Annotated in this window: 15 protein-coding genes and 1 pseudogene; 11 read left to right on the forward strand and 5 right to left on the reverse strand. The window is 69.4% G+C overall.

The features are described 5' to 3' along the window. Positions 1-24 precede the first annotated feature (24 nt). Together ACX9MN_RS23800 and ACX9MN_RS23805 are read left to right on the forward strand one after the other, a co-directional pair. Positions 25-3,213 carry an efflux RND transporter permease subunit gene (locus ACX9MN_RS23800; RefSeq protein WP_489725626.1) on the forward strand — a complete coding sequence of 1,063 codons (3,189 nt, stop codon included), beginning with the start codon at positions 25-27 and terminating at the stop codon, positions 3,211-3,213. A 211-nt stretch (positions 3,214-3,424) separates the two neighbouring features. Continuing rightward, the gene (locus ACX9MN_RS23805) at positions 3,425-4,372 is read left to right on the forward strand and encodes a DUF6662 family protein (protein WP_489725627.1); all 948 of its coding nucleotides are present in this window, start codon (positions 3,425-3,427) and stop codon (positions 4,370-4,372) included. 179 nt (positions 4,373-4,551) lie between these two features. On the opposite strand, the gene ACX9MN_RS23810 is transcribed toward ACX9MN_RS23805, so the two are convergent. Next, entirely contained in the window at positions 4,552-5,832 is a 1,281-nt protein-coding gene (locus ACX9MN_RS23810; RefSeq protein WP_489725628.1) for a family 16 glycosylhydrolase, read from the reverse strand. A gap of 485 nt (positions 5,833-6,317) precedes the next feature. Here ACX9MN_RS23810 and ACX9MN_RS23815 point away from each other — a divergent pair, with 485 nt between their 5' ends. The 3 genes from ACX9MN_RS23815 (at position 6,318) to ACX9MN_RS23825 (ending at position 12,082) form a co-directional block, all read left to right on the forward strand. Then, positions 6,318-8,927 (forward strand): beta strand repeat-containing protein, encoded by a 2,610-nt coding sequence (locus tag ACX9MN_RS23815; RefSeq protein ID WP_489725629.1) that lies wholly within the window; start codon positions 6,318-6,320, stop codon positions 8,925-8,927. Between the two features lie 105 nt (positions 8,928-9,032). Further along, positions 9,033-10,757: a type I secretion system permease/ATPase gene (locus ACX9MN_RS23820; protein ID WP_489725630.1), complete on the forward strand. Its 1,725-nt coding sequence runs from the start codon at positions 9,033-9,035 to the stop codon at positions 10,755-10,757. Continuing rightward, on the forward strand, positions 10,754-12,082 hold the full coding sequence (locus tag ACX9MN_RS23825; RefSeq protein ID WP_132368515.1) for an HlyD family type I secretion periplasmic adaptor subunit: 1,329 nt from the start codon (positions 10,754-10,756) through the stop codon (positions 12,080-12,082). Before ACX9MN_RS23820 ends, ACX9MN_RS23825 begins: the two co-directional genes overlap by 4 nt. 499 nt (positions 12,083-12,581) lie before the next feature. Here ACX9MN_RS23825 and ACX9MN_RS23830 read toward each other — a convergent pair whose 3' ends face one another. Continuing rightward, complete coding sequence (locus ACX9MN_RS23830; RefSeq protein WP_020091090.1) at positions 12,582-12,806, reverse strand: hypothetical protein; 225 nt, start codon at positions 12,804-12,806, stop codon at positions 12,582-12,584. Positions 12,807-13,783: 977 nt separating this feature from the next. Here ACX9MN_RS23830 and ACX9MN_RS23835 point away from each other — a divergent pair. Together ACX9MN_RS23835 and ACX9MN_RS23840 are read left to right on the forward strand one after the other, a co-directional pair. Further along, positions 13,784-14,050: a hypothetical protein gene (locus tag ACX9MN_RS23835; protein WP_056532273.1), complete on the forward strand. Its 267-nt coding sequence runs from the start codon at positions 13,784-13,786 to the stop codon at positions 14,048-14,050. Between the two features lie 79 nt (positions 14,051-14,129). Then, positions 14,130-14,303, forward strand: a complete 174-nt coding sequence (locus ACX9MN_RS23840) for a hypothetical protein (protein WP_165923179.1) — start codon at positions 14,130-14,132, stop codon at positions 14,301-14,303. 461 nt (positions 14,304-14,764) lie between these two features. Here the strand turns inward: ACX9MN_RS23840 and ACX9MN_RS23845 are convergent. Next, a pseudogene (locus ACX9MN_RS23845) lies at positions 14,765-15,199 on the reverse strand (transposase family protein); the annotation flags it as partial. A 127-nt stretch (positions 15,200-15,326) separates the two neighbouring features. On the opposite strand from ACX9MN_RS23845, the gene ACX9MN_RS23850 reads away from it, so the two are divergent. Beyond that, positions 15,327-16,943, forward strand: coding sequence for an FAD-dependent oxidoreductase (locus ACX9MN_RS23850; RefSeq protein WP_489725631.1), 1,617 nt, complete (start codon positions 15,327-15,329; stop codon positions 16,941-16,943). A gap of 516 nt (positions 16,944-17,459) precedes the next feature. On the opposite strand, the gene ACX9MN_RS23855 is transcribed toward ACX9MN_RS23850, so the two are convergent. Together ACX9MN_RS23855 and ACX9MN_RS23860 are read right to left on the reverse strand one after the other, a co-directional pair. After that, a complete protein-coding gene (locus ACX9MN_RS23855; protein ID WP_489725632.1) occupies positions 17,460-18,878 on the reverse strand; it encodes a HAMP domain-containing sensor histidine kinase in 1,419 nt (472 codons plus the stop codon). Continuing rightward, positions 18,871-19,548, reverse strand: coding sequence for a response regulator transcription factor (locus ACX9MN_RS23860; protein ID WP_020091096.1), 678 nt, complete (start codon positions 19,546-19,548; stop codon positions 18,871-18,873). Before ACX9MN_RS23860 ends, ACX9MN_RS23855 begins: the two co-directional genes overlap by 8 nt. 246 nt (positions 19,549-19,794) lie before the next feature. Here ACX9MN_RS23860 and ACX9MN_RS23865 point away from each other — a divergent pair, with 246 nt between their 5' ends. The 3 genes from ACX9MN_RS23865 (at position 19,795) to ACX9MN_RS23875 (ending at position 24,541) form a co-directional block, all read left to right on the forward strand. Continuing rightward, entirely contained in the window at positions 19,795-19,992 is a 198-nt protein-coding gene (locus ACX9MN_RS23865; protein WP_091675875.1) for a polyhydroxyalkanoate synthesis regulator DNA-binding domain-containing protein, read from the forward strand. A 175-nt stretch (positions 19,993-20,167) separates the two neighbouring features. Further along, positions 20,168-21,382, forward strand: coding sequence for an efflux RND transporter periplasmic adaptor subunit (locus ACX9MN_RS23870; protein WP_489725633.1), 1,215 nt, complete (start codon positions 20,168-20,170; stop codon positions 21,380-21,382). Between the two features lie 9 nt (positions 21,383-21,391). Beyond that, on the forward strand, positions 21,392-24,541 hold the full coding sequence (locus ACX9MN_RS23875) for an efflux RND transporter permease subunit (protein WP_489725634.1): 3,150 nt from the start codon (positions 21,392-21,394) through the stop codon (positions 24,539-24,541). Positions 24,542-24,711 lie beyond the last annotated feature (170 nt).

Below are 24,711 nucleotides of genomic sequence, written 5' to 3' on the forward strand. Positions count from 1 at the left end.
ACGCCGGCACCGAGGACCCACGGCATGATCTCGCGCTTCTTCATCGAGCGGCCGGTCCTGGCCAACGTGCTGGCCCTGGTCATGGTGCTGATCGGCGCGGTGTCGCTCTTCAACCTGCCGGTGTCGCAGTATCCCAACGTCGTGCCGCCGACGGTCCAGGTCACCACCCGCTACCCGGGTGCGAGCGCCCGCACGGTGGTCGACACGGTGGCGCTCCCGATCGAGCAGCAGGTCAACGGCGTCGAGGGCATGCTCTACATGCAGTCGACCAGCGCGAGCGACGGCACCTACACCCTCACGGTCACCTTCGCGATCGGGACGGACGGCGATCAGGCCCAGGTGCTGGTGCAGAACCGGGTCGCGATCGCGATGTCGTCGCTGCCGCAGGCGGTCCAGGTCCAGGGCGTCACGACCCAGAAGAAATCCACCGCGGTCCTGCAATTCGTCACGCTGTCGGCCAGCGACGGGAAATTCGACAGCCTGTTCCTGTCGAATTACGGCGTCATTAACGTGCAGAACGAGCTGGCCCGGCTGCCCGGCGTCGGCAACGTCACGGTCTTCGGCGCCGGCCAGTACGCGATGCGGATCTGGCTGGATCCCGACCTGGTGCAGGCCCGGGGCCTCACCCCCGACGCCATCATCAACATCGTGCAGCAGCAGAGCCAGGAGGTCACTGCGGGCGCCGTGGGGATGCCGCCGGTCCCGGCAGGCCAGGACTTCCAGTACACGCTCAACGTCAACGGGCGGCTCAACAACGCCCCGGACTTCGAGAACATCGTCGTCAAGGCGGACGCGCAGGACGGCGGCCGCATCACCCGCCTGCGCGACGTCGGCCGCGTCGAGCTCGGCGCGCAGACCTACAGCCAGTCGTTCACGCTGAACGGGCAGCCCGCCGCCGGCATCGGCATCTACCAGCTGCCCGAGGCGAACGCGCTGACGGTGGCGAACGCGGTCCGCACCCGGATGGCCGAGCTCGCGAAGACCTTCCCGTCGGGCCTCGTCTACGCCATCCCGTTCGACACGACGGAGTTCGTGCAGGCCTCGATCCACGAGGTCTACATGACGCTGTTCGAGGCGGCCGTCCTGGTCCTGATCGTCATCCTGGTCTTCGTCCAGGACTGGCGCGCCATGCTGGTGCCGGCGACGACGGTGCCGGTGACGATCATCGGCGCCTTCGCCGCCATGGCAGCGATGGGCTTCAGCGTGAACCTCTCGACGCTGTTCGCGATCGTGCTGGCCATCGGCATCGTGGTGGACGACGCCATCGTGATCGTCGAGGGGGTCTCCCACCACATCGACGAGGGCCTCTCGCCCCGGGCGGCGGCCGAGAAGGCGATGGAGGAGCTGTTCGGCCCGATCATCGGCATCACCCTGGTGCTCATGTCGGTGTTCGTGCCGGCCGCGTTCCTGCCCGGCCTGACCGGGCAGCTCTACAAGCAGTTCGCCCTGGTGATCGCCGCCACCGCGCTGATCAGCGCGATCAATGCCGCCACCCTGAAGCCGACCCAGTGCGCCCTGTGGCTGCGCAAGCCGGTGCCGCCGGAGAAGCGGAACGTGTTCTACCGCGGCTTCAACCGCGTCTACGGGGTCCTCGAGGGCTGGTACGCCCGGCTGATCGCCACCATGGTCCGGCGCAGCGGCCTCATGGTCGCCGTGGCGCTCCTGCTGATCGGGCTCGCCGGATGGGGGCTGACCCGCCTGCCGACCGCCTTCCTGCCCACCGAGGATCAGGGCTACGTCCTCATCGGGGCGCAGCTGCCGGACGGGGCCTCGAAGGAGCGCACCGACGCGGTGATGCAGCGGATCAGCGCCCAGGCGAAGGCGACGCCCGGCGTCGACAACGTCCTCTCGATCAGCGGGATCTCGGTCCTCGATTCCAGCGCCAGCCTGCCCAATGCCGGCGTCGCCTACGTGGTTCTCAAGAACTGGGATGTCCGGGCCAAGGAGAAGGGCCAGGATCTGCGCAGCCTCTACGAGCGCTTCAACACGATGCTGGCGGGCGTCGAGGACGCCGACACCTTCGTGCTGATCCCGCCGCCGATCCAGGGCATCGGCAACGCCAGCGGCTTCACCATGCAGATCGAGCTGCGCAACGGCGACTTCGACTACCCCCTGCTGGAGAGCCTCGCCCAGACGGTCGTCGCCGACGGGAACTCGCAATCCGGGCTGCGGAAGCTCAACACCTCGTTCCGGGCCGGCGTGCCGCAGATCGCGATCGCGGTGGACCGGGTCAAGGCCGAGGCGCTCGGAGTGACGGTCGGGCAGGTCTTCTCGACGCTGTCGAGCTACGTCGGGTCGTCCTACGTCACGCAGTTCAACAAGTTCGGCCGGACCTTCCAGGTCTACGTGCAGGCCGCACCCGATTACCGGCTCCGCCCCGAGGACGTCGAGAACCTGAAGGTGCGCGCCGGCAACGGCGTGATGGTGCCCCTCGGCACCGTCGTGGAGATCAAGACGGTGCAGGGGCCGTCCCTGATCAGCCTGTACAACCTCTACCCGACGGCGACGATCGTGGGCGGGGCGGCGCCGGGCTTCAGCTCCGGGCAGGCGCTGGACCTGATGCAGCAGATCGCCGCCAAGGTTCTGCCGCCGGGCACGGGCTACGACTGGACAGCGATGTCGTACCAGGAGAAGGCGGTCGGCGCGCAGATCTACCTCGTGTTCGCCCTCGCCATCCTCCTCGTCTACCTGGTCCTGGCCGGCCAGTACGAGAGCTGGATCCTGCCGCTGGCGGTCCTGCTCGGCGTGCCGCTGGCGCTGCTGGGCACGGTCGGGGCGCTGCTGCTGCTCGGCGTCGCCAACAACCTATACACGCAGATCGGCCTGATCCTGCTGATCGCGCTGGCGAGCAAGAACGCCATCCTGATCGTCGAGGTCGCCCGCGAGAAGCGGCAGGCCGGACTCGACATCGCGGCCGCCGCCGTGGAGGCGGCGCGGCTGCGCTTCCGGCCGATCCTGATGACCTCGTTCGCCTTCATCCTCGGCGTGCTGCCCCTCGTCACCGCCTCCGGGGCCGGTGCCGCGGCGCGCAAGTCGATCGGCATCACGGTGTTCAGCGGCATGCTCGCCTCGACCTGCCTGGCGGTCCTGTTCGTTCCGTCCTTCTACGTGATCCTGCAGCGGATCGAGGAGCGCCGCGCGCGCCGGGGGCAGCCCGGGCCCGTCGCGTCCCCGCCCCCGGCCGGGACAACCCCCGAGACCGGACCGGCGTGAGCCGGAGCGCGGACGCGGCGCGGTTCCGCTCCGCGCCCAGCGGTTCACGCCCCGCGCCGCCGTCACCGCGCGACGCCGTTCCCTCCGACGCGCGGCGCCGGATCCGCGACCGGACTTTCGGAGACCACGCGTCCGGCATGCTCGACCGTTGACGGCCTTACATCGCCCACCCTATTAGATATAGCATTAGCTATAATGATGGGTCAGGGCTATGACGCACACCGGCGCTCCGCGTCGCCTCTCGGCTCCGGGATCGGTCCTGTGCGGCCTCGCCGCGGCGCTCGGGTTGGCCGCGGCGCTCTGGGTGGCCGCAGCGCTCGGGCCGGCCCTGGCCCAGTCCCTGCCCACCGCCGCCGAGAACCTGACGCCGGGCGACCTCGACAGCGAGCATCTGTTCGGCTTCACCGAGGGGAGCGACCTCGGCGTTCCCGGGGAGGCGGAGCTGGAATGGGAGACGAGCGGGCGACTCGGCCGGCGCGTCGCCCGCTTCCTGACCGTGGACAGTTCCCTGGCCCTGAAGGTGCCGCTGACCAACGATTTCCGCCTGGCCCCGGGCGTCACCTTCAACGCCTACGACATCGGCGCGCCGGGCACCCCGGCCCGGACCACGGGCGGCTTCAACGGCGGCTTCCTCGAGACCCGGGTGCGCCTGATGGATCGCCGGACGGCCCCCTTCGGCCTGACCCTCAACATCGTGCCGGGCTACGGGACCGTCGACGGCGGGACGGGCGTGCCGGCGCGCAGCTTCGCCACCGAGATCGGCCTGCTGGCGGATCGCGAGATCATCCCCGGCAAGCTGATCGCCGCCGTCAATGTCGGCTTCGCGCTCGCGACGACGCGGCTGACCGTGATGGACGCGCCCGTGCGCGGATCGGGGATCGAGGTGGCGGGGGCGCTGGCCTACTGCGTCCGGCCCGGCCTCTTCCTCGGCGGCGAGGCACGCTATGCCCGGACCTACGACGGCTTGGCGCTCGACCGGTTCGCGGGCGAGGCCGTGTATCTCGGACCGACCGCCTACATGACCCTGTCACCACAGGCCTGGGCCTCGTTCACCTGGAGCTTCCAGGTCGCCGGCCAGGCCACGGGCGAGCCCGGCCCGCTCGACCTGTCGAGCTTCGACCGCCATCAGATGCGGTTGCGCGTCGGGTACAGCTTCTGATCGCGTCCCTGTCGCCGCACCGCGGCCTGCGAGCCTCAGGGTGGGCGGACAGGCGCCGAGAACGCGACCCTAGTGGAGCAGTCGAGGGACCGAACCGCCCGTGCCGACGGGCGGGAAGCGGCCCGGTCGAGACGAGAAGTGGGACTGGCTGCCTCGGAGCAGGTCTTCCGGAAAGACCGTTACATGCCGAACATGTTCGCAGTCGGAGCATGCAACGTGAAGGCATGACCCTCATCAATCCAGCCGCTTCCGGCGTGACCTTGCTCGATGTAGCTGATCTCATCGGCGCTGGACGCGTAGTAGTGCTGTCCGCTCTCGGTGTTGACGAACCGCTCGACGGTCAACGCATGCGATCCCGCGGCGGTCGAACTCGCGTAGGCGTCGAACGCAACACCGTCGTAGTTGTAGCCGGAACCGTCCGAGAGAAGCCCGTCGCGCTCCGCGGTGCTGGTCGTGTAGAAGTGGTCGCCGGTCGTCGGGTTGGTGAATCGAAAGACGTCAGCCGTGGCAGACGACGACACTGGCGCGGCCCAGCCGACGCCCTGATAGGCGTAGCCCGACGGGGTGCTCTCAAGCTGCGCGCGTTCTGCGGCGCTTGCCGTGTAGAAATGCCGTCCTGAGGCGGCATCGTAGAAGTGAAAAACCGGCTCAAGCGCCGCGGCACCCGGACTGGCCTGATAAGCCCGCATGTAGTCAATATTCATCTGCGCGGGAAATGGCGTCGACGCGTCGGCGTCGCCCGGCCAAGAGCCGCCGACGGCGAGATTCGCGATCATGTACATGGGCTTGTCCAGACCGGCCGGCGTCGGCGTACGATAGATCTCCTGTCCGTCGAAGTAGAAGGTCAGCGTGTCCGGTTGCCAGTCAACGCCGTAGGTGTGGTAGCCGCCGCTCATGTCGGCGACTGCGGAGATCCCCTGGCTCATCGTGTGGTTGCCGGGTGTCTGGCCGGGCGCCAGGCTGTGCACCGTGGTGTAGAGCGTGCCGGGATCGTGCCCGAGCATCTCCATCACGTCGATCTCGGGCGGCCAGGAACCGTCCGCCGGGAGCAGCCAGAACGCCGGCCAGAAGCCCTGACCGGCCGGCAGTTCGGCCCGCATCTCGAAATAGCCGTAGGTCTGGCTGAAACTGTGGAAGGTATTGACCATTCCCGACGTGTAGGGCTGATCCCCCAGGTCCTGGAGCAGAGACGGATCCGACGGCGCGGCGGTGATGGTGAGGATGCCGTCGTGGACGCGGAACGGGTTCGGGAGCGCGCTGCCGTCGGGTTGATCGGCGCGGACATACCATTGCTGCTCCTGATTGAAGGGCCGCGTCCCGGTCGACGTGACGTGGATGCTCCACTGCGGGCCGCCGGACGTGTCGAGACCCGAAGTGCCGTCCCAGAGCGGCAGCGTGTCGAAGTCCTGGCTGTAGGTGAGTGTCGCCGTCTGGGCGAGATTCCTCGGATCAATGGCCACGGATCACCTGCCCATTCGTGCCACGCACTGAAGTGGCCGCGCCGCACGTTACAATCATAAGCTGCATCGGAAAACAGGGCGCCTGGGTTCCGACGATGATTGCCGGGCACCGTCTGGTCGATGGCACGACGCGCGGGATGCCGCCGTCGATCCGAGCAGATCGATACGGAGGAGCCGATCGACAGCGAATGTTTGGAAATATATTCCCCATCATCCTCCGATGATTTTAGGATTACAACGAACATTGCCATTCTGGCTGATTTTATACACGCAACACTAATACAAATGATAGTCGAGCACGTCATTTCGGCGACGCATATTGCTGTCCGCGACCGAAGCGCGACGCGGTTGGACCTCCTCCCTCGGCGGTGTCGTGCCCGGCCGCACGCAGCAACGGCAGGCCGCAGGCTCGGTATTCTTTACCGACGCTCGGGTCTGCAACCCATAATTGTACTGCCGGTTACGCATCAAAACCGGAGGTGCCCATGTCGTCGTCCCCTCTCGCCGCGCTCAACCCGTCGTCACGCTCGCTTGAGTGGCTGGTCGGGTCCAGCGCGCTACTGTCTTCCACCGCACTGTCGACCGGCCAATTGACGAGTCTCGGTCCGATTACCTCGCTCATCGAGAGTGCCGTCGACGTCGGTGCGGCGGACGAGGGCGGATCACTGCTTCCCGGCGCGCTGGCCGATACCGCGAACCAGATCGTCCTCGACACCCATGCGCAGCTCGAGAACGCGGGTCATCAGGTCGCGGCGCTGAACGGCCCGCTCCACGGTCTGACCAATCTCGGCGAGACGGTCGGGCTCGGTCATATCGGCGAGGCCGGCAACCTGATCACGGACCTGACGGGCGCCGTCGCCAACCCGACCGATGCCGGCAGCGTCGTCCCGGTGTTGAACGATGCGGGGCAGGTCGCCGAGGCTACCGGAACCTTGCTGAATACTGTCACGGCCCTGCCCGTGGCCGGCAACGGCCTTGTCGGCTCCGGCGGCACGCTCGCGCCGGCGGTGGGGATTCCCAACCAAGCCGTCCTCGACCTGCACACGACGCTGGAGGATGTCGGCCATCAGGTCCCCGTGCTCAACGCGCCGATCCACGCCCTCACGGGCCTCGGCGAGACGGTCGGCCTCGGTCGCATCGGCGAGGCGGGCAATCTCCTGACCGACACGCTCGCCGTGCCGGGATCGCTCCTCACTGGCGGCGGCCTCGGCTCGGCCACGCCGGTCCTCGCGGATCTCGGTTCCATCCTCGAAGCGACCGACACGCTGATCACCTCCGTCACCGGGGCCGCGACGGCCGGCGGGCTGCTCGCGTCGGGCGGCCTTCTCGCCCCGGTCGCGAACCTCGCGAACACCGCCGTCCTCGACGTCCACATGACCCTCGAGAATCTCGGGCACGAGGTCCCGCTGCTGAACGGCGCTGTCCACGGCCTGACCAATCTCGGCGAGACCCTCGGACTCGGCCATCTGGGCGAGGGCGGAAACCTGCTGACCGACGCCGCGGCCCTGCCCGGTGCCCTGCTGGGCGGCCAGGGGCTCGGCGCATTGTCCCCGATCCTCGGCGATGTCGGCGCGGTGGCCGGTGCGGCCGGCGGACTGCTCGGCGGCGTCACCGGCATCGTCGGCGACCTGGGGGGAGCGGGCGCGCCGGGCGCGGGCAGTCTCCTCACCCCCGTCACCGCCGCGGTGGATGGCCTGCTCGGCACCGTGACCGGCGGCGCTCCGGACGGAACCGGCGCCCTGCTCGGGCCGAACGCGCCGCTGCAGCCGGTGGGCGCTGTCGCCAACACGCTGATCGACACCGTCCACGGGGCGCTGGAGCAGGTCGGACACGACGTGCCGCTCCTCAACGACCCGCTCCACGCGGTGATCGCGCTGGGCAACACGGTCGGACTGGGGGAACTCGGCGACAGCCACAACCTGCTCACCGACACCATCAACCTGCCCGGCGCGATCCTGACCGGGAACGCGCCCGGAGGCGTGGCGCAGGTCGTCGACGACCTCGGGCACGTGGCGGGGGCGCTGGGCGGCGTCGTCGGCTCGGCGACCGGCCTCCTCGACTCGGCCGGCGGCGGTCTCGGATCCGGCCTGCCGGTCGGCGGTCTCCTGGCACCGGTCACCTCCGCCCTCGGCGGCTTGACGGGGGACCAGGGTGCCGGAGCCCTCGACGGTCTCCTGGGCGGCCTGGACGGAGGCCCGGGTTCCGGCGCGGCCGGCGCGCTGCTCGGGACGTACGCGCCGCTGCAGCCGGTCGGAGACGTCGCCAACACGCTGATCGACGGCGTCCATGCGGCCCTGGAACAGGTCGGCCACGATGTGCCGGTCCTGAACGATCCGCTCCACGCCGTGATCAATCTCGGAACCACGGTCGGCCTGGGGGAGCTCGGCGGGTCGAGCAACCTCGTGACCGATGTCGTCAACCTGCCGGGGGCGGTCCTGAACGGCGACGGAGGCCCCGCGGTGACGCAGGTCGCGAGCGATCTCGGGTCCGTGACGGAGGCGACCGGCGGCGTCGTGGGCTCGGTGGCGGGGATCCTTCCCGCGGCCGGCGGTGACGGCCATCAGGCGGGCTCCCCGGTCGACGGCGTCGTCGCGACCGTGACCACGGTCCTGGGCGGGGGCGAGACCGGCGGGGCGGGGAGCGCCGCCGGCAACCTGCTCGGCACGCTCACCGGCGGCACGTCGGGCGAGCCGGGAGCCGAGACCCACCCGTTGATCGACGTGTCGGCGGGCCCGACGACCCCGACGCCGGTGGCGGACGTCGCCGTGCTCACGCCCGCCGCCGATCCGGCCCACACCGTCGACGTGAGCGCGGTCGCGGTGAGCGCCGATCAGCCGAGTCTGGCCACGGCGAACCTGCTCAGCGGCGACAGCATCCACCTGCCGCAGACGGGCGGCGGTGCCGACTCCCTCGTCGGCCACCTCGTGGACGCGGTGTCGGGGACCTCCGCCGCGCCGGCCGAGGCGGGCGCCGCCCAGGGCGTGAGCGTCGATCTCGGCGTCGCCACGATCGATCTCGGCGGCCACACCGAGGTCCAGCACACGGACCCGACTCCCCACACGGCCACGAGCGGCCTGCACCTGCTCGGCCTGTGAAACGCGGCCCCCGCCGCCGACGCGGCGGGGGCTTGCGCGACGCCGGGGCCCGACCCGCTTCGGCCCGAACCGCTCCGCTGACGTGCCAAGCCGAGGGATCGACCTGTGACCGATGAACGCGTGTTGCGTGTCGCGAAGCGGCGCGAGTTCTGGTCCGCCGTCAGGGCCGGGCGCACGTGCCTGATCACCGTGATGATCGTCAGCGGTCTGATCAATCTGCTGATGCTCACGGCCCCGATCTTCATGCTGCAGGTCTACGACCGGGTGCTGCCGAGCCGGAGCATCGCGACACTCGTCGGTCTCGCCGGCATCACGCTGATGCTGCTCGTGATCCAGAGCGTCTTCGAGATCTTCCGTGCCCGGATCCTGGCGCGCTTCGCGCGCCTCGTCGACGAGCGCCTCGGTCCGCGGATCTTCCGGACCCTGCTGGTCCGCGGCGCCGAGATGCCGCGCAGCGATGACGGGCCCCAGGCCTTGCGCGATCTCGACACCGTCCGCGGCTTCGTGTCGAGCATGGCGGTCAGCGCCTTCTTCGACCTGCCCTGGGTGCCGCTCTACGTCGCGGTCTGCTTCCTGTTCCATCCCTGGCTCGGCGCGGCGGTGGCCGGGGGTGCCCTGTTCCTGTGCGTGCTGACAATCCTCACGGACTGGGCCTCGTCCGCGTCCACCCAGGAGGCCGTCCGAACGACCGGTGAGCGCCGGTCCTTCACCGACATGGCGCACCGGACGGCACCGCTGCTCTCGGCGCTCGGGATGCGGTCCCGCATCGCGGAGCTCTGGCAGGTCCGGGCCCGGCGGAACCTCGACGTCGCGGCGTACGGGAACGACCTGGCCATCGGCTTCGGCACGACGGCGCGCCTGCTGCGCACGGTGCTGCAATCCGGCATCCTCGGCCTGGGCGCCTTCCTCGTGGTGCGCGAGGAGGCGACGGCCGGCGTGATGCTGGCCGCCACGATCCTGTCCGCGCGCGCCCTCGCGCCGGTCGACCTGGCGATCGCCAACTGGAAGTCGTTCTCGGGCGCCCGGCAGGCCTGGGGCCGCCTCGTCGCGTTCCTGCCCCGGCGGGAGCCCGCCGCCCTCACGCCGCTCCCGGCGCCGCGGGAGAGCGTGCGCGTGACGGCCCTGTCGATCGCGGCGCCCGGGACCGACACCCTGGTGCTCCACGACGTCAACGTCGCCCTCGCGCCCGGAAGCGCCCTCGGCGTGATCGGGGCCAGCGGCTCCGGCAAGTCCACCTTCGCCCGTGCCCTCGTCGGGCTGGCGCGCCCGAACCGCGGCGTGATCCGCCTCGACGGCGCGGCGATCGATCAGTGGGATCCCGATGCCCTCGGGCGCGCGGTCGGCTACCTGCCGCAGGACATCGAGATGTTCGACGGCACGATCACCGAGAACATCACGCGCTTCGATCCCGAGCCCAACCCCGAGGCCCTGCTGGCGGCTGCCCGGGCCGCCGGCGTGCACGAGGTCGTGCTCCGGCTGCCGGGCGGCTACGACGCCCGCGTCGGTACCGGCGGCCTGGGCCTCTCCGGGGGTCAGCGGCAGCGGATCGCGCTCGCGCGGGCGCTGTACGGCGATCCGTTCCTCGTGGTCCTCGACGAGCCGAACTCGAATCTCGACGTCGACGGCGATCGCGCCCTGTCCGCCGCCGTGCAGGGCGTGCGCGCCCGCGGCGGCATCGTCGTGGTGATCGCGCACCGGCCGAGCGCCCTGGCGGCGGTCGATCGCATCCTGGTCCTCGGGGACGGGCGCGTGCAGCTGCACGGCCCGCGCGACGAAGTTCTGTCGAAGCTGAACGCCCTGACGCGGCAGACGCCCACGAGGGTCGCATGACGACGGATCGCACGCCTGACGGGCCGGCTACGGATCCGACATACGAGACGCGCCGCTCCTTGCGGCGGCACGTCGCCGGCGTCGCCGCCGTGATCGTGGTCGCCACGGGCGCGGGGGCCTGGACGGCGGCGACGGAATTGTCCGGCGCCATCATCGCCACGGGCTCGCTGGTGGTCGAGAGCAACATCAAGAAGGTCCAGCATCCGACCGGCGGCGTCGTCGCCGAACTGTCGGTTCAGGAGGGCGCGCGCGTCCAGGCGGGCGACCTGCTGGTCCGCCTGGACGCGACCACCGCCAAGGCCACCTACGACAGCGTCACCAAGAGCCTGTGGGAGATCGCGGCGCGCAATGCCCGGCTGGAGGCCGAACGCGACGGCCGCGCGAGCCTCGCCATCGCCCCCGAACTCGAGGGAGCCGGACCGGATGTGGCCCGGATCGTCGACGGCGAGCGCAAGCTGTTCCGCTTCCGACAGGACGCGCTCCAGGGCCAGAAGGCGCAGCTCCGCGAGCGGGTCGGGCAGCTGAACGAGGAGATCAAAGGCCTGTCCGAGCAGGCCGCCGCGAAGGAGCAGGAGACCGCGATCATCGGGCGGGAGTACGAGGGCGTCGAGGATCTCTGGCGGAAGAACCTCATCCAGCTGACCCGGCTCACGAGCCTCCAGCGCGACATGTCCCGCCTGAAAGGCGAGCGCGGCGTCCTCGTCGCCAACATCGCGCAGACCAAGGGCAAGGTCTCGGAGACCGAGCTGCAGATCATCCAGCTCGAGCAGAATCTCCGCAGCGACGTCGCGAAGGAGCTCGCCGAGAACCGCGCCAAGGCGGCGACGCTGACCGAGCAGCGGATCACGGCCTTCGACCAGCTGCAGCGCATCGAGATCCGCGCGCCGCAGACCGGCTACGTGCACGAACTCGCGGTCCACACCCGCGGCGGTGTGATCTCCCCGGGCGAGCCGATCATGCTGATCGTGCCGACCGCGGATTCCCTCGTCGCGGAGGTACGTGTGGCGCCGCAGGACATCGACCGGTTGCAGACCGGTCAGGCCGCGGGGTTGCGCTTCCCGAGCTTCGACCAGCGGACGACACCCGAACTCAACGCGCGCGTGACCCGGATCGCGGCCGATGTGAGCGAGGACAAGCGGACCGGCAGCTTCTACTACCTCGTTCGCCTGGGCGTGACGAAGGAGGAGATGAAGCGACTGGACGGGGCCAAGTTGATGCCCGGCATGCCCGTGGAGGCCTTCATCCGCACGGCTGACCGAACGGTACTTTCCTACCTCACCAAGCCGCTCGTCGATCAAGCCCGGCGGGCGTTCCGGGAGAAGTGAGATCCGCCCGGTCGCCCGCATGGACGGTCACGGAACCTGCGGAGATCGCGGAGCCGATCCCTACAGGACCGACTGTGTCGCGCTCGGCGAAACGCCGGTCCGAGCACGGGGAAGCACCGGCCAACGCACGTCCGCCTTCGCGGGCGGCGCGCATGCGAGAAGCCATTCCGCTTCCACCCGCTGCATTTGTTCAACGCGGGCTGTGGAGCTTCATCGCCTGGCGGCGGACGCACTGGGCAGGGGGCCACGGTGCGGTGGCGTGGGGTCACGAAGCCTCACAACGAGCACGGCTGCGAGCGCGGCGGTGACCGCGAGGATCGCGATCGTCGCGAGTCGGTCAGGCGGTCTCCGCTTCATGGCCACGTCTTAGCAGCTGCGCCTGCTCCTCGCAGGATGCGGACCTGACACGCCCCGACGCGCCCGGCTCCGATCGGGCGCCGGCCGGCGCCGTGCCGATCCCGGTGCACATGGCTCGGCGCTGCGACCTTCTCCGATCCTGCTACCGGTTGGTGTCAGACGCCCGCGGCCCGATGGGTTCGCAGGAGACGAACAGGCTCACGAACCAGAACAGGGTCATGGCGGCGATCGCCGCCGCGGTCCCGAACAAGGGGCTGACGATCAGCGCGGCCAGCACGCCATGCTTCCACATCAGGGTAATCGCGATGAGCCAGCCGAGGCTCGCGGCGATAGATACCCGGATGATGCAGCATTCGGATGCCTGCATCACAACCTCCAAGCTCCATATACAACGCATACGTGCATGAAACGGTGATGGTTCAATGTGGCAAACTGCTGGGTTCGCGAGGGATCAGCTGCTCGGCACTGCCGAGCCGGGGCCGACGGCCCCTTCTCACGCGCGCGACAGCGGGTGAGACAATTCGGCATCCTCCACGTTCGATCGTCCGTCACACGAAGTGCGGCGGCAGGATCATGACCTGGGCGTGCACGACGAGACTGAACGCCATGGCGGCCGTCACGACGGCGTCGACGAGACGGTTCGTCAGGGTGATCGGCTTGGTCATCGTGGCCCCGTCAGCTCGGCTGTTCCGAGGCGGCCTTATGGTCAAGCTGGATGTCGCCAGGATTGCTCCGATTGTTGCATGAGGCTGGCAGGATCGACCTGCGCCAGCCGGCGCGCTCAAATTCCGGTCTCCCGCTTCGCGACATCGCCCTCATCGCGGTCCTTCGCGAGAGGCCGACCGCCGGGACGTCAGCCAAGCCCTGCCGCATCCGGAGCCGGCGGAAGGAGCGGTCTGCCGCTCAGCACCGAAGCGGGCCTCGCGCCCAGCAGCGTACGCAGCTTCCGCGGGTCTTCCGTGTCTTCGGGTATCGGGCGTTCTCCATGTTGAGGAGGTCCACAGCCCGCTTCAGAGCAGGTCCGGGGGCGGCACGGACCATGAGGTGGCGAGGTTCGAGGCCGGCGATGCGCTGCTGAGACCCGCGCCAGCCTCACCTTGGGTCGCGGCGAGGGTCGCACGCCGCCGCTGAGGCTGGAACGCGTTACCGGTCACCCTGTCGGCCGCCGCCATCCTGCTGTGTTCACAGGCCCATCGGCAGGTGGGCAACGCAACGGCGGGTGCTGCTCAGGTTCTGCGTAATCCGAACCCGAGGCGCCGGGGGATTTCCCGTTGAGGTGACGCTAATCCGACATATACCACTTTTAGTTGCATTAGCCATCTGGAAGAGGGGGCGGCGCGTCAGATGTCGGAAGCCATCCTTGCACGCGATCAACGGACGGAGTGGTTGCCCAGAAGCCGGCTCGGTCTCCTGATTTTCGTGCCGGGCGCACTGCTGTGGATCTCGATCGTCCTCTGCATGCTGCCGATCACAGTACTCGCATTCCCTGCGGAATGGATGTTCAAGAACAGGCCGAACCTCCATGCGACAGCCGTGACGATTCTCGTGTGCCTCGGCGCAGCCAATGTCGTGATCGCTCCGGCGACCGTGCTCTACCTCCTGTATGCCTGACTGGCGGGCGGGCTATGTGCTCCGCCGCAGGAACCAAGCTTGCGGACATCGCCTCGGTAGGCTGATGCGACGGTGAATCATGGCTCACATCGAGACAGTGTCGGTTCAGGATCAATCCATGCGTCCCTGGATGGATCGCTTCCTCACGATGATCATGGTCGCAGGCGGCGTGGCGACGGTGGTGTGGATCGCCGCGATGCTGGTGGTCGGCTGGCAAATGGCCGTCGTGCTGATGGGCCTGAGTGCGGTCTGACAGGCGTCCCTGCCTCAGGGTTGCCGCCACTGCTCCCGAGACGCCCGTTCCGCGACGGGGTGCGGGACCACGGGCGCCCGATGGCGAAGCTGAGCGGGGTCAGCCTCCACCGCCGCCCCCTCCCCCTGTTCCGGGTCCGCCGAGGTTGCCGTCCTTGTTCGGCGTGTTCCAGTGGATGATCCCGTCGCCGGCGGGACGCGGCGCGGTATTGGGCGGCCGCGGGAAAGCGAAGGGGGAGAACGCAGTCGCGCCGCGTGGGGCGGGGCTGCTCGCTCGAGAACGCCGCGCGACAGCTTCGGTGCTCACGAAGCCCGCGAGCGCGACAACGAGCCACCTGATCGCCGCGCTATGCATGATCGACTTGCCTCGCGCTGAGGTGCGCCACCGAGCGGCGACGGCTGTGCGCAGGGTAGCAGGATCGCTGCGCTTTCGCAGCGGCAACCCGTGTCCCTCCGTCTCGTCAGCGCGCGCAGGACGTCCGATGCCGTGTAGCGGTTCGCTTCTGCTTCCAGCTTGGCGAAAGCCAGCTTCGAGGTTCGGTCGATGGCCACAAACAGGTCGAGTTTGCCTTCTTCTGTCCTGACCTCGGCGATATCGATGTGCATGTAGCCATGGGATGATCGGCGAAGCGCTTCTTCTCGGGCTTGTCGCCTTCCGTCCGGTAGGCGACTGATGCCGTGCCGCTCCAGGCAGCGGTGCAGCGACGAGCGGGTCAGGTGCGGGATCGTGGGCTGTAGGCCGTAGAGGCAGTCGTCCAGCGGCAGCAGGGTATGCCGGCGGAAGGCGACGATGATGACCTCCGCCTCTGGGGTCAGAACCGTCGAACGGGACTGCTTCGGCCCCATAGCGGCATCACCTGTCATCTGCCGCGTTCGCCACTTCTGGACTGTCGTCGGGGCATCCCTCGCAGCATGACGGTCGACCGTACCACCACACCGCGGGATCAAACATCGAGGGTCTTGCCTGTAGCGGCCGAGCCATCGATGCTGCGCCGCAGCGGATGGCCTACGACGGGAGCGACCCTTGGAAACGATCGGCCGTGACCTGCGGGAGATGCAGCGCATAACCCTCGCTGCATCGCATGTCGCCGCATTGCGGGCGATCGGGGCCGAGAAGCACTACTCCGCAGGCGCCTTTCTCGTCCGTGCCGGTGAGCCAGCCGATCGCTTCGTGTATGTCGAGGCCGGCGAGATCGAAGTCGTGAATCCCTTCACGGACGAGCGCCATCTCCCATCCACCCTCGGTCCGACCCAGTTCATGGGCGAAATCTCGTTCCTGAACGGCGGCGTTTGGTCGATGCCCATGCGGGCGAGCGCAGATACGGTCGTCACCGAGGTGCCGCGCCCCGAGATGCTGCGACTGATGTCCGAGATCCCGGAGATGTCGGACATCATCATCACAGTCCTCGCCGCACGGCGGCGGCGGCAGCTCGACTCGCACGACGGCACGCTCGTGCTCATCGGCGAGGACGACGACCGGAGCGTGCGGCGGATCGCCGAGTTCGCGAGCCGCAACCGGCTTCCTTACAGGACCTATCCGTTGGGCAGCCCGGAGGCGGCAAGCGTCGCAACGGCCTGCTCGATCTCGGCAAACCGACCGGCGGTCATCTTCGGCCGGGACGTGGTCGTGACCGAGCCGACGCCCGCCAAGGTCGCGCGGCTGCTCGGCCTCGACTACAACCTCGTCGACGACGAGGCCTTCGACGTCCTCATCGTGGGCGGCGGGCCGGCCGGGGTGGCAGCGGGCGTCTATGCGGGTGCGGAGGGGCTGCGCGCGTTGGTCATCGAGGATGTGGCGATCGGCGGTCAGGCCGGCACATCGAGCCGGATCGAGAACTACATGGGCTTCCCGACCGGGATCTCGGGCGCCGATCTCGTCTGGCGCGGCGAGATCCAGGCGATGAAGTTTGGCACTCGCTTCGCGATGCCGCGACGGGTGGCGAAGTTGGAGCGGCTCGCGGACGGATCGTTCTGTGCGACGTTTGACAACGGCCGGCGCGTTCGGGGACAGGCCGTCGTCGTCGCGACCGGCGTCCAGTACCGAAGGTTGTCGATCAACCGCCTCGAAGCGTTCGAGGGCGCCGGCATCTACTACGCTGCGACGGAGATCGAGGCGCGCTACTGCCGGAATGCCGAGGCAATCATTATTGGCGGCGGCAACTCGGCGGGCCAAGCTGCGATGTATCTCAGCCGCTCAGCGCGGCACGTTCGCCTCCTGGTGCGCGGGCAATCGCTCGCCACCTCCATGTCGAGGTACCTGTCGAGCCGGCTCGAGGCAGACCCGGCGATCACGATCGAGTACGGGGCCGAAGTCACCGACCTGCACGGCGACGACCATCTCGACGCGGTCACGATCCGCACCGTCGCCGACGGAGCGACGCGCAGGATCTCGACCTGCGCCGTGTTCGTCATGGTGGGCGCCGCCCCCAATACCGGCTGGCTCTCGGGGCTCGTCGAGCTCGATGGACACGGCTTCGTCCTGACCGGAGACGCGATCGGCGCGCGTTCGCCTTACGCGACGTCGCATCCGGGAATCTTCGCGGTCGGCGACGTCCGCGCCAGCTCCGTCAAGCGGGTCGCAGCCTCGGTCGGCGAGGGATCGGTCGTCATCTCCAAGGTGTGGGAGCACGTTCGGCCGTAGAGTTCGCCGCCCGGGACGCACACGATCGGAGCGCCGGATCGACGAGCGGCCGTTTCTGGGAAGCTCTGCTGACTATCCGCCAGACTGTTTCGGGTGGCTTCCCGCCCGCCTGCTTCCGACCGGCGGATGTCCCGAAGCGGACATCTCCACGGGGACCGCTCACGCCCTCGCCGCACCTTCGAGCCGCTTGTCCCAAGGTGTCGGGGATGGGAGCATACCACCGAGGAATGCCGGGAAAGCCTTCACGTTTGGATCGCCGCGTCGGCTCTCCGGCCACAGCGCCGTGAACACAGAGCGCTCAGTGGCGAAGCTCTGCAGGACCGGCACGAACGCGCCCCGCTCGACCTAGTGACCGGCCAGGTCACCACCACGACGCGCTCTTCTGAACGTCCAAGATGGGTGGATCTGAAACGGCCTGCTTTCGACTGGCATAGACATGGAAGCGGACGTGCCGCGACGCTTCTTGATACGCGAGCCCATTGGCAGATCATTTAGCGGGTAGGGCCAGAAATTCATTCAAGAATTGACAAGCGGACCTTTTCTCGAAGCCGTCCAATAAGTAGAAGACGTGCGGTCTTCGATGGTCAAATTCGGGAACGTCATCGCGAAACGGCAACCACCCTTTTCCGACGTGCGAACACTCACGCTTGCGGCGTGAATCTTGGCGATGGCGGCGACCAGGCTGAGGCCAAGGCCGTTGCCGGGGGTCTGGCGGGACATCTCGGCGCGGTAGAAGCGGCGGAAGACCTTCTCGTGCTCGCTCGCCGGCAGGCCTGGGCCGGTATCTTCCACGGCCACCTCGATCGCTTGGCCGGTCCAGGCGACCCCGACCCGGACGGTCCCTCTGGGGGGCGTGAACTTCACGGCGTTGTCGATGAGGTTCGACAGGGCCTCGAAGCAGAGGTCCCGGTCGCCGTGGACGGTGAAAGGCCCCACCGCCGACAGGACGAGCCGGACGCCCCTCTCTTCAGCCTCGGGCTCGAAGAAGTCGACCGCCGCAGCGGCGACCTCCCCGAGGTCGACCGGCGCGAAGGCGGTCCGGCGGCCCTCCTCCATCGCGCCGATCCGAAGCACGGCCGTCACCATCGCGAGTGTCTGGTCGATCCAGGCGAGGCCCTGATCGATCGCCTCGTGCAATTCCGCCACCGTTCGCGCCTGCGCCCGGCTGCGTTCCAGCCGGGCCCGCAGGCGGGTCAACGGCGTCCGCAGGTCGTGGGCGACGGCATCGCCGACGCTACGGACTTCGCCCATCAGTTGCTCGATCTCGTCGAGCATGCGGTTCACGTTGGCGGCAAGGCGGTCGAACTCATCGCCCCGGCCTCCGACCGGCAGGCGCTTGCCGAGGTTGCCGCGCATCACCTCGGCGAGCGCCACCTCGGTGGCGGCGAACCGCCTGCGGCCCCGGCGGGCGAGGACGAGGCCGCCGATCCCGGAGAGCGCCAGCATCGGCAGTAGCCCGAGGCCGAACGCCCGCAGCGTCGTGACCCGCACCCGGTCGATGTCGTCGGTGTCGTGGGCGATCACCACCGTGCCGCCACCGGGCAGCGCCAGGGCCGCGGCCCAGATCTCGTCGGCGAGGCTGCGGCCCCCGACCTCCACCGTGGCGTTCACCCGGTAGGCATCCCCGTCCCGCGGCAGCCCCTTCGGCATCGCATCGAGGTTACCCGCGCGCCGGACGCCGTCCGGAGCGAAGTAGCCGCCATAGTGCCGGGCATGCGGGTCCATGGCGGTCCAGGTGTCGACCCGCAACGCCGTGGCGGCGGGGTCGGCGGCGGCCGCGCGGACTTCCAGCCGCAGGGTCTCGGCGAGTTCCTCCCGCAGGTAGGAGGCCGTCTGCCAGTAGATGAAGGCGAACATCGTCAGGGCGAGAAGCACCGACCACAGGGCGATCCCCACCGCCCACCGCAGGGTGGTCGAGCGCAGGAGGTCAGTCATCGGGCGTGAGGGTGAAACCGACGCCGCGGACGTTCTGGATCAGGGGCGCCTCCCCGGCCGCCTCAAGCTTGCGGCGCAGGCGGCCGAGATGGACGTCGATGAGGTTCGATTTCGGAGTAAAGCGGTAGTTCCAGACCTCCTCGAACAGCATCGCCCGTGTGACGATCCGACCGGGCGCGCGCATCAGATAGGCGAGGAGCTTGAGTTCCCGAGGCAGGAGGTCGAGGTCGCGCGCGCCGCGCCGGCCCGTCCCGGCGATGAGATCGATCTCCAGACTTCCGACCCGCAGCAGCGTCTCGCGGGTGTCGACCGGGCGGCGGAGCAGCGCCTCGATCCGTGCGGCGAGTTCGCCGAGCGCGAAGGGCTTGGCGAGGTAGTCGTCGCCACCGGCCCGGAGGCCGCGGATGCGCTCGTCGACGTCGCCGAGCGCGCTGAGGACGAGGGCCGGTGTCCGGTCCCCGTCCCGGCGCAGGTCCTGCAGCACGCCGAGCCCGTCCTGGCCGGGCAGCATCCGGTCGAGGATGATCGCGTCCCAGCCGCCCTGCCGCGCCGAGCGAGCGCCGTCCGGCCCGGTCGCGGCCCAGGCGACCTCGTGGCCGCGCCCGCGCAGGTCGTCGCGCACGTCCCCGGCCGTGTCCCCGTCGTCCTCGATCAGCAGCAGCCTCGCCACGTGAACCCGGTCCTCCCGCGTTGCCAGTGTGTCGCATGTCGGCCCTGCGGTCTGCGCGCGGAAGCGACTGTGAACCAGAATTTAGTGGCGCCCCATCGGCTTCGTCCAATTTATTAGAATGACTCTAGCGCGCACCTCGGGCCCTGTTCGGCTGGGCGCGATCCTCAGCGGGCTCCTCCGATGTTGTTCCTGCTACGCCGCTTCCCCGCATCCGCCGCGATCCCCCACCGCTGAGGGAGTCCACACATGCCCCGGAAGCGGCGGCCCCGCCGTCTCATCAACCGTTACGCCCAGAGCCGGCTCTACGACGTCGAGACCCGCACCTATGTCTCCGTCGAACGCCTGCGGGAATGGCGCGGCGAGGGCTTCGAGGTTGTGATCCGCGAGGTCGAGACCGGGCGCTTCGTCAGCGACGAGGTGCTCCCCACCGGCTTCGACGCATGAACCTCATCCGCGGAGCGTCCGGCCCGACCGGTCGGCAAGCTGCCTGTCCATGTCGCTGAACGCCGAAGTGTCCGCGCGCCCCGCGGAGGTCTCCGAGGCATCCGAGACCGATGGCTTCGGGCGCGGGGATGCCTCCGCGCCGACTCCGATTGTGAGCCGGAGCCGCGCGCCGCGAGTGCTGCTCATCCTGGCGGTGCTGGCCGCCGTGGCCTTCGCGGGCTGGACCTATCGCGGCCCACTCCTCGCCGGCCTTGGCCTCGCCCCGCCCGCGGTCCCCGAGGCGAAGGCGGATCGTTCCGACGACGCCCCGGCGAACCCCGATTTCGTCACCCTCGACGGGGCGGGGCAGACGCGGATCGGCTTGGCCTTCGGCACGGCGGAGACCCGCCGGATCGTGCTCCCGGTGCGGGCGCCGGGCACCGTCGCCTTCGACGAGCGGCGGGTGACGCATCTCAAGCCGCGCACGCAGGGACGTGTACTGAGCCTCGCCGTCCAGCCCGGGGACCGGGTGACGGCGGGGCAGACGCTCGCGACCCTCGATGCCGCCGGCCTCCTCGACGCCCGCAACGGGCTTCAGGCGGCTGAAGCCGCCCTCGGCGAGGCGCGGGCCTCCGAGGCGGTGGCGGCGCTCCAGGTGAAGCGTGGGCTGGAGCAGCTGAAATTCGGGGGCGTGGCGCAAGCCGAGGTCGAGCGGCGGCAGGTCGATCTCGCCAAGGCACAGGCGGCGGTGAAATCTGCGCAGGCGAACGCGGAGATGTACCGGGCGCAGTACCAGCGCCTCGCACCGGCCGAGGGCGCCGCGCCGGGCACCAGCGCCGTGGTCACGCCGATTGCCGGCGTGGTGACGAGCGTCGGCATCACCCTGGGCGAGGTCGTCGATACCGGGCGCGACGCCTTCACGGTGGCCGATCCCACCCGTGTCGTCGTGCTGGCGAACCTCTACGGGGCCGACATCTCCCGGGTGAAGGCCGGGGATGCGGTCTCGGTGGAGAGCCCGGTGCCCGGCCATCCGCCCTTCGAGGGCCATGTCCGCTCGGTCAACGCCGCCCTCGATCCGGCGACGAACACGGCGCCGGCGCGGATCGAACTCGACAACCCGCAGGATCTCCTGCGCGCCAACCTTTTCGTCTCGGTGACGGTCGGGGCTGATCTCGGTCGCGACGGCGTGACCATCCCGGCGGCGGCCGTGCAGCAGACGGACACCGGCCCCATCGCCTTCGTGCGCACGGCCCCGGACAGGTTCGAGCGGCGGGCCCTGACGCTGGGCATCCAGCGCACCGACTGGGTGGAGGTGCGCCGAGGCGTGGCGGCGGGTGAGAGTGTTGCGACCGCGGGCAGCTTCGGCCTGAAGGCCATCCTGCTGCGCAGCCTTCTCGGCTCGACGGATTGAGCGCCGGCGATGAAGAGCTGGTTCGCCATCCTGGTCCGCCGCCGCTTCCTCGTGCTGATGATCGCGCTGGCCGCGGCGGCGGGCGGAGCCGCTAACCTCGAAGGTCTCTCGATCGACGCGGTGCCGGACATCTCGCCGAAGCAGGTGATGATCCTCACCCTCTCGCCGGGGCTCGGCCCCCTGGAGGTCGAGCGGCTCGTCACCTTTCCTGTCGAGAACGCGATGGCCGGCGCGCCGGGGCTCTCCAACGTCCGCTCGACGTCCCGGGCCGGCGTCTCGGCGGTCTACGTCACCTTCGACGAATCCGTGTCGGTCACAGCGGCGCGGGCGGAGGTGTTCCAGCGCCTGCCCCAGGCCAAGAGCCTGATGCCCGCCGGAGTCGGCGATCCGCAGATGGGTCCGATGGCGACCGGGCTCGGCGAGATCTACCAGTTCGAGCTGCGCGGGCCCGCCTACACGCCGATGCAGCTCAAGCGCATCCTGCAATGGACCATCGCGCCGAAGCTGAAGCTCACCCCCGGAATCGCCGACGTGAACATCTACGGCGGCCAGATGCCGACCGAGGAGGTCCGCGTCTCGGCGGACGCGCTGCGCCGCTACGGCGTGACGCTGGCCCAGGTCTACACGGCGCTCGCTGAGAACAACGCCGCCCGGGGCGGCGCCTACATCGAGCACAACGACCAGCAGGAGACGATCCGCGGCCTCGGCCTCGCCAAGGGCCCGGAGGACATCGCGAACATCGTCGTCGCGACGGGCCCCGGCGGCGTGCCGGTGACGCTCGGCACGCTGGGCACGGTGCAGGAGGCCCCCAAGGTCCGGCTCGGCGCCGTCACCCACGACGCGGAAGGCGAGACCGTCGTCGGCATCGCGATGATGCGCTACGGCGAGAATGCCAGCGCCGTGGTCGCGGAGGTGAAGAAGACGATCGCCGCGCTGCGCCAGCAACTGCCGCCGGGGGTCGAGATCGTCCCGTTCTACGACCGCAGCGCGCTGGTGGACCGCACCATCCGCACGGTGGAGCACAACCTCCTCGAGGGGGCGGTGCTGGTGATCGTGGTGCTGCTCCTGCTGCTCGGCAACCTGCGCGCAGGGCTGATCGTCGCCGCCGCGATCCCGCTCTCGATGCTGATGGCGTTTGCCGGGATGCGGCTGCTCGGCCTGTCGGGCAACCTGATGAGCCTCGGGGCGATCGATTTCGGGCTGATCGTCGACGGCGCGGTGGTGATGATCGAGAACGTGCTCCGCGCCCGGAGCGAGCACCCGGACCGCCCGGCCCACGACGTGATCCGCGACGCCGCCGCCGAGGTGGCCCGCCCGGTGATCTTCGCGGTGGCGATCATCATCATCGTGTACGTCCCGATCCTCGCGCTGGAAGGCGTGGCCGGCAAGATGTTCGCCCCGATGGCGCTCACGGTGATCCTGGCGCTCGCCTCGTCGCTCGTCGTCACCCTGATCCTGATGCCGGCGCTCGCGGCGCTCTTTCTCGCCGGGCGCGGTGTCAATGAGCGCGAGACGCGTCTCGTCCACGCGGTGCGGGGTGTCTACACGCCGGTGCTGCGCTGGGCCGAGCGGCACGCGCTCGCCACCGTGCTCACGACGGTCGCCCTGTTCGCCGGCTCCTGCGCGATGGCCACGCGGCTCGGGGGCGAGTTCCTGCCGAAGCTGTCGGAGGGCTCGATCGTCATCACCTCCGAGAAGCTGCCCGGCATCGCGCTGAACGCCTCGCTCGCCACCGTGACCCGCATCGAGCGGGTGCTGAAATCCTTCCCCGAGGTGAAGCGGATCGTCTCCCTCACCGGCAGCGCCGAGATCCCGACCGACCCGATGGGCGTCGAATCGACCGACAGCTTCATCACCCTGACCGACCCCTCGACCTGGAGGACCGCCGACAGCCAGGAAGGGCTCGTCGCGGCCTTCGACAAGCGCCTCCGGGAGGAGGTGCCGGGCGTCGCCTACAGCTTCTCGCAGCCGATCCAGATGCGGATGGACGACCTCTTGGAAGGCGTGCGCGGCGACGTCGCGATCAACCTCTACGGCGACGACCTGAGGGTCCTGAAGGACACGGCCGATTCCATCGTGCGGGTGGTCTCAGGCATTCAGGGCGCGGCGGACGTGAAGGCCGAGGCGCAGGCCGGGATGCCGGCGCTCTCGATCCGGGTCGACCGGGTCAGGGCCGCCCGCTACGGGATCAACGTCTCGGACGTGCTCGACGTGGTCGAGAGCATCGGCGGGCGCACCGCCGGCATGGTCTACGGCGACGACAATTCCATCACCGACATCGTGGTCCGGCTCGACCCGGCCGACCGCAGCGACATCGAGCGCATCCGCGCCCTGCCGGTGGGGCGGCCGCGCAAGGAGACCGGTCCCGCCATGACGGTGCCGCTCGCGATGGTGGCCTCGGTGGAGGTCACCTCCGGCCCGGCCCAGATCAGCCGCGAGCGGCTGCAGCGGCGGATCTCGATCCAGGCCAACGTCCGCGGCCGCGACGTGCAGAGCTTCGTGGACGCCGCGCAGAAGGCCGTGTCCGATCAGGTCAAGCTGCCGCCCCGCTACGCGCTGCAATGGAGCGGCCAGTACCAGAACCTGCAGGAGGCTACCGCCCGCCTCTCGGTGGTGGTGCCGGCGGCGCTGGCGGGGATCCTCGTCCTCCTCGTCGTGATGTTCGGCGACATCCGCCGCGCCGGGCTGATCTTCCTCAACGTGCCGATGGCCGCGACGGGGGGCATCCTTGCCCTCTCTGTGCGCGACATGCCGTTCTCGATCTCGGCGGCGATCGGCTTCATCGCGACCTTCGGCATCGCGATCCTGAACGGCGTGGTGCTGACGAGCACCATCCGCGACCTCGAAGCTTCCGGCCTCGACCCGCGGGAGGCGGCCACCCGGGCGGCCGAGAGGCGCCTGCGCCCGGTGATGATGACGGCCCTTGTCGCAGCGCTCGGCTTCCTGCCGATGGCGCTCTCGACCAGCGCGGGCGCGGAAGTGCAGCGCCCGCTCGCCACGGTGGTGATCGGCGGCCTGATCACCGCGACGCTGCTGACGCTCGTCGTTCTTCCCGCCGTCTATCCGGTGATCGCGACGTTGCGCCTGCCCTTCGGCAGGGTGAGCAAGCGACGGCATTCGAAGCCCCGCCAGCGGATGCAGCAGGGGACCGGTCGATGAGCGCACTCACGGCGACGGCTGCGTTCGCCGGGGGGCGGGAGTACCGACGTTGCTCGCGACATAAACTGCTCGAGTTCAAGAGTTCGCCGCGTTGAACTGCTTCGAACAGGGAATCTCAGGTACAGTCGCCGCCGACTTGGATGCCTACCGACCGTGCGCGGCCGGTCGCA

The organism is Methylobacterium sp. 1A, from assembly GCF_058072805.1.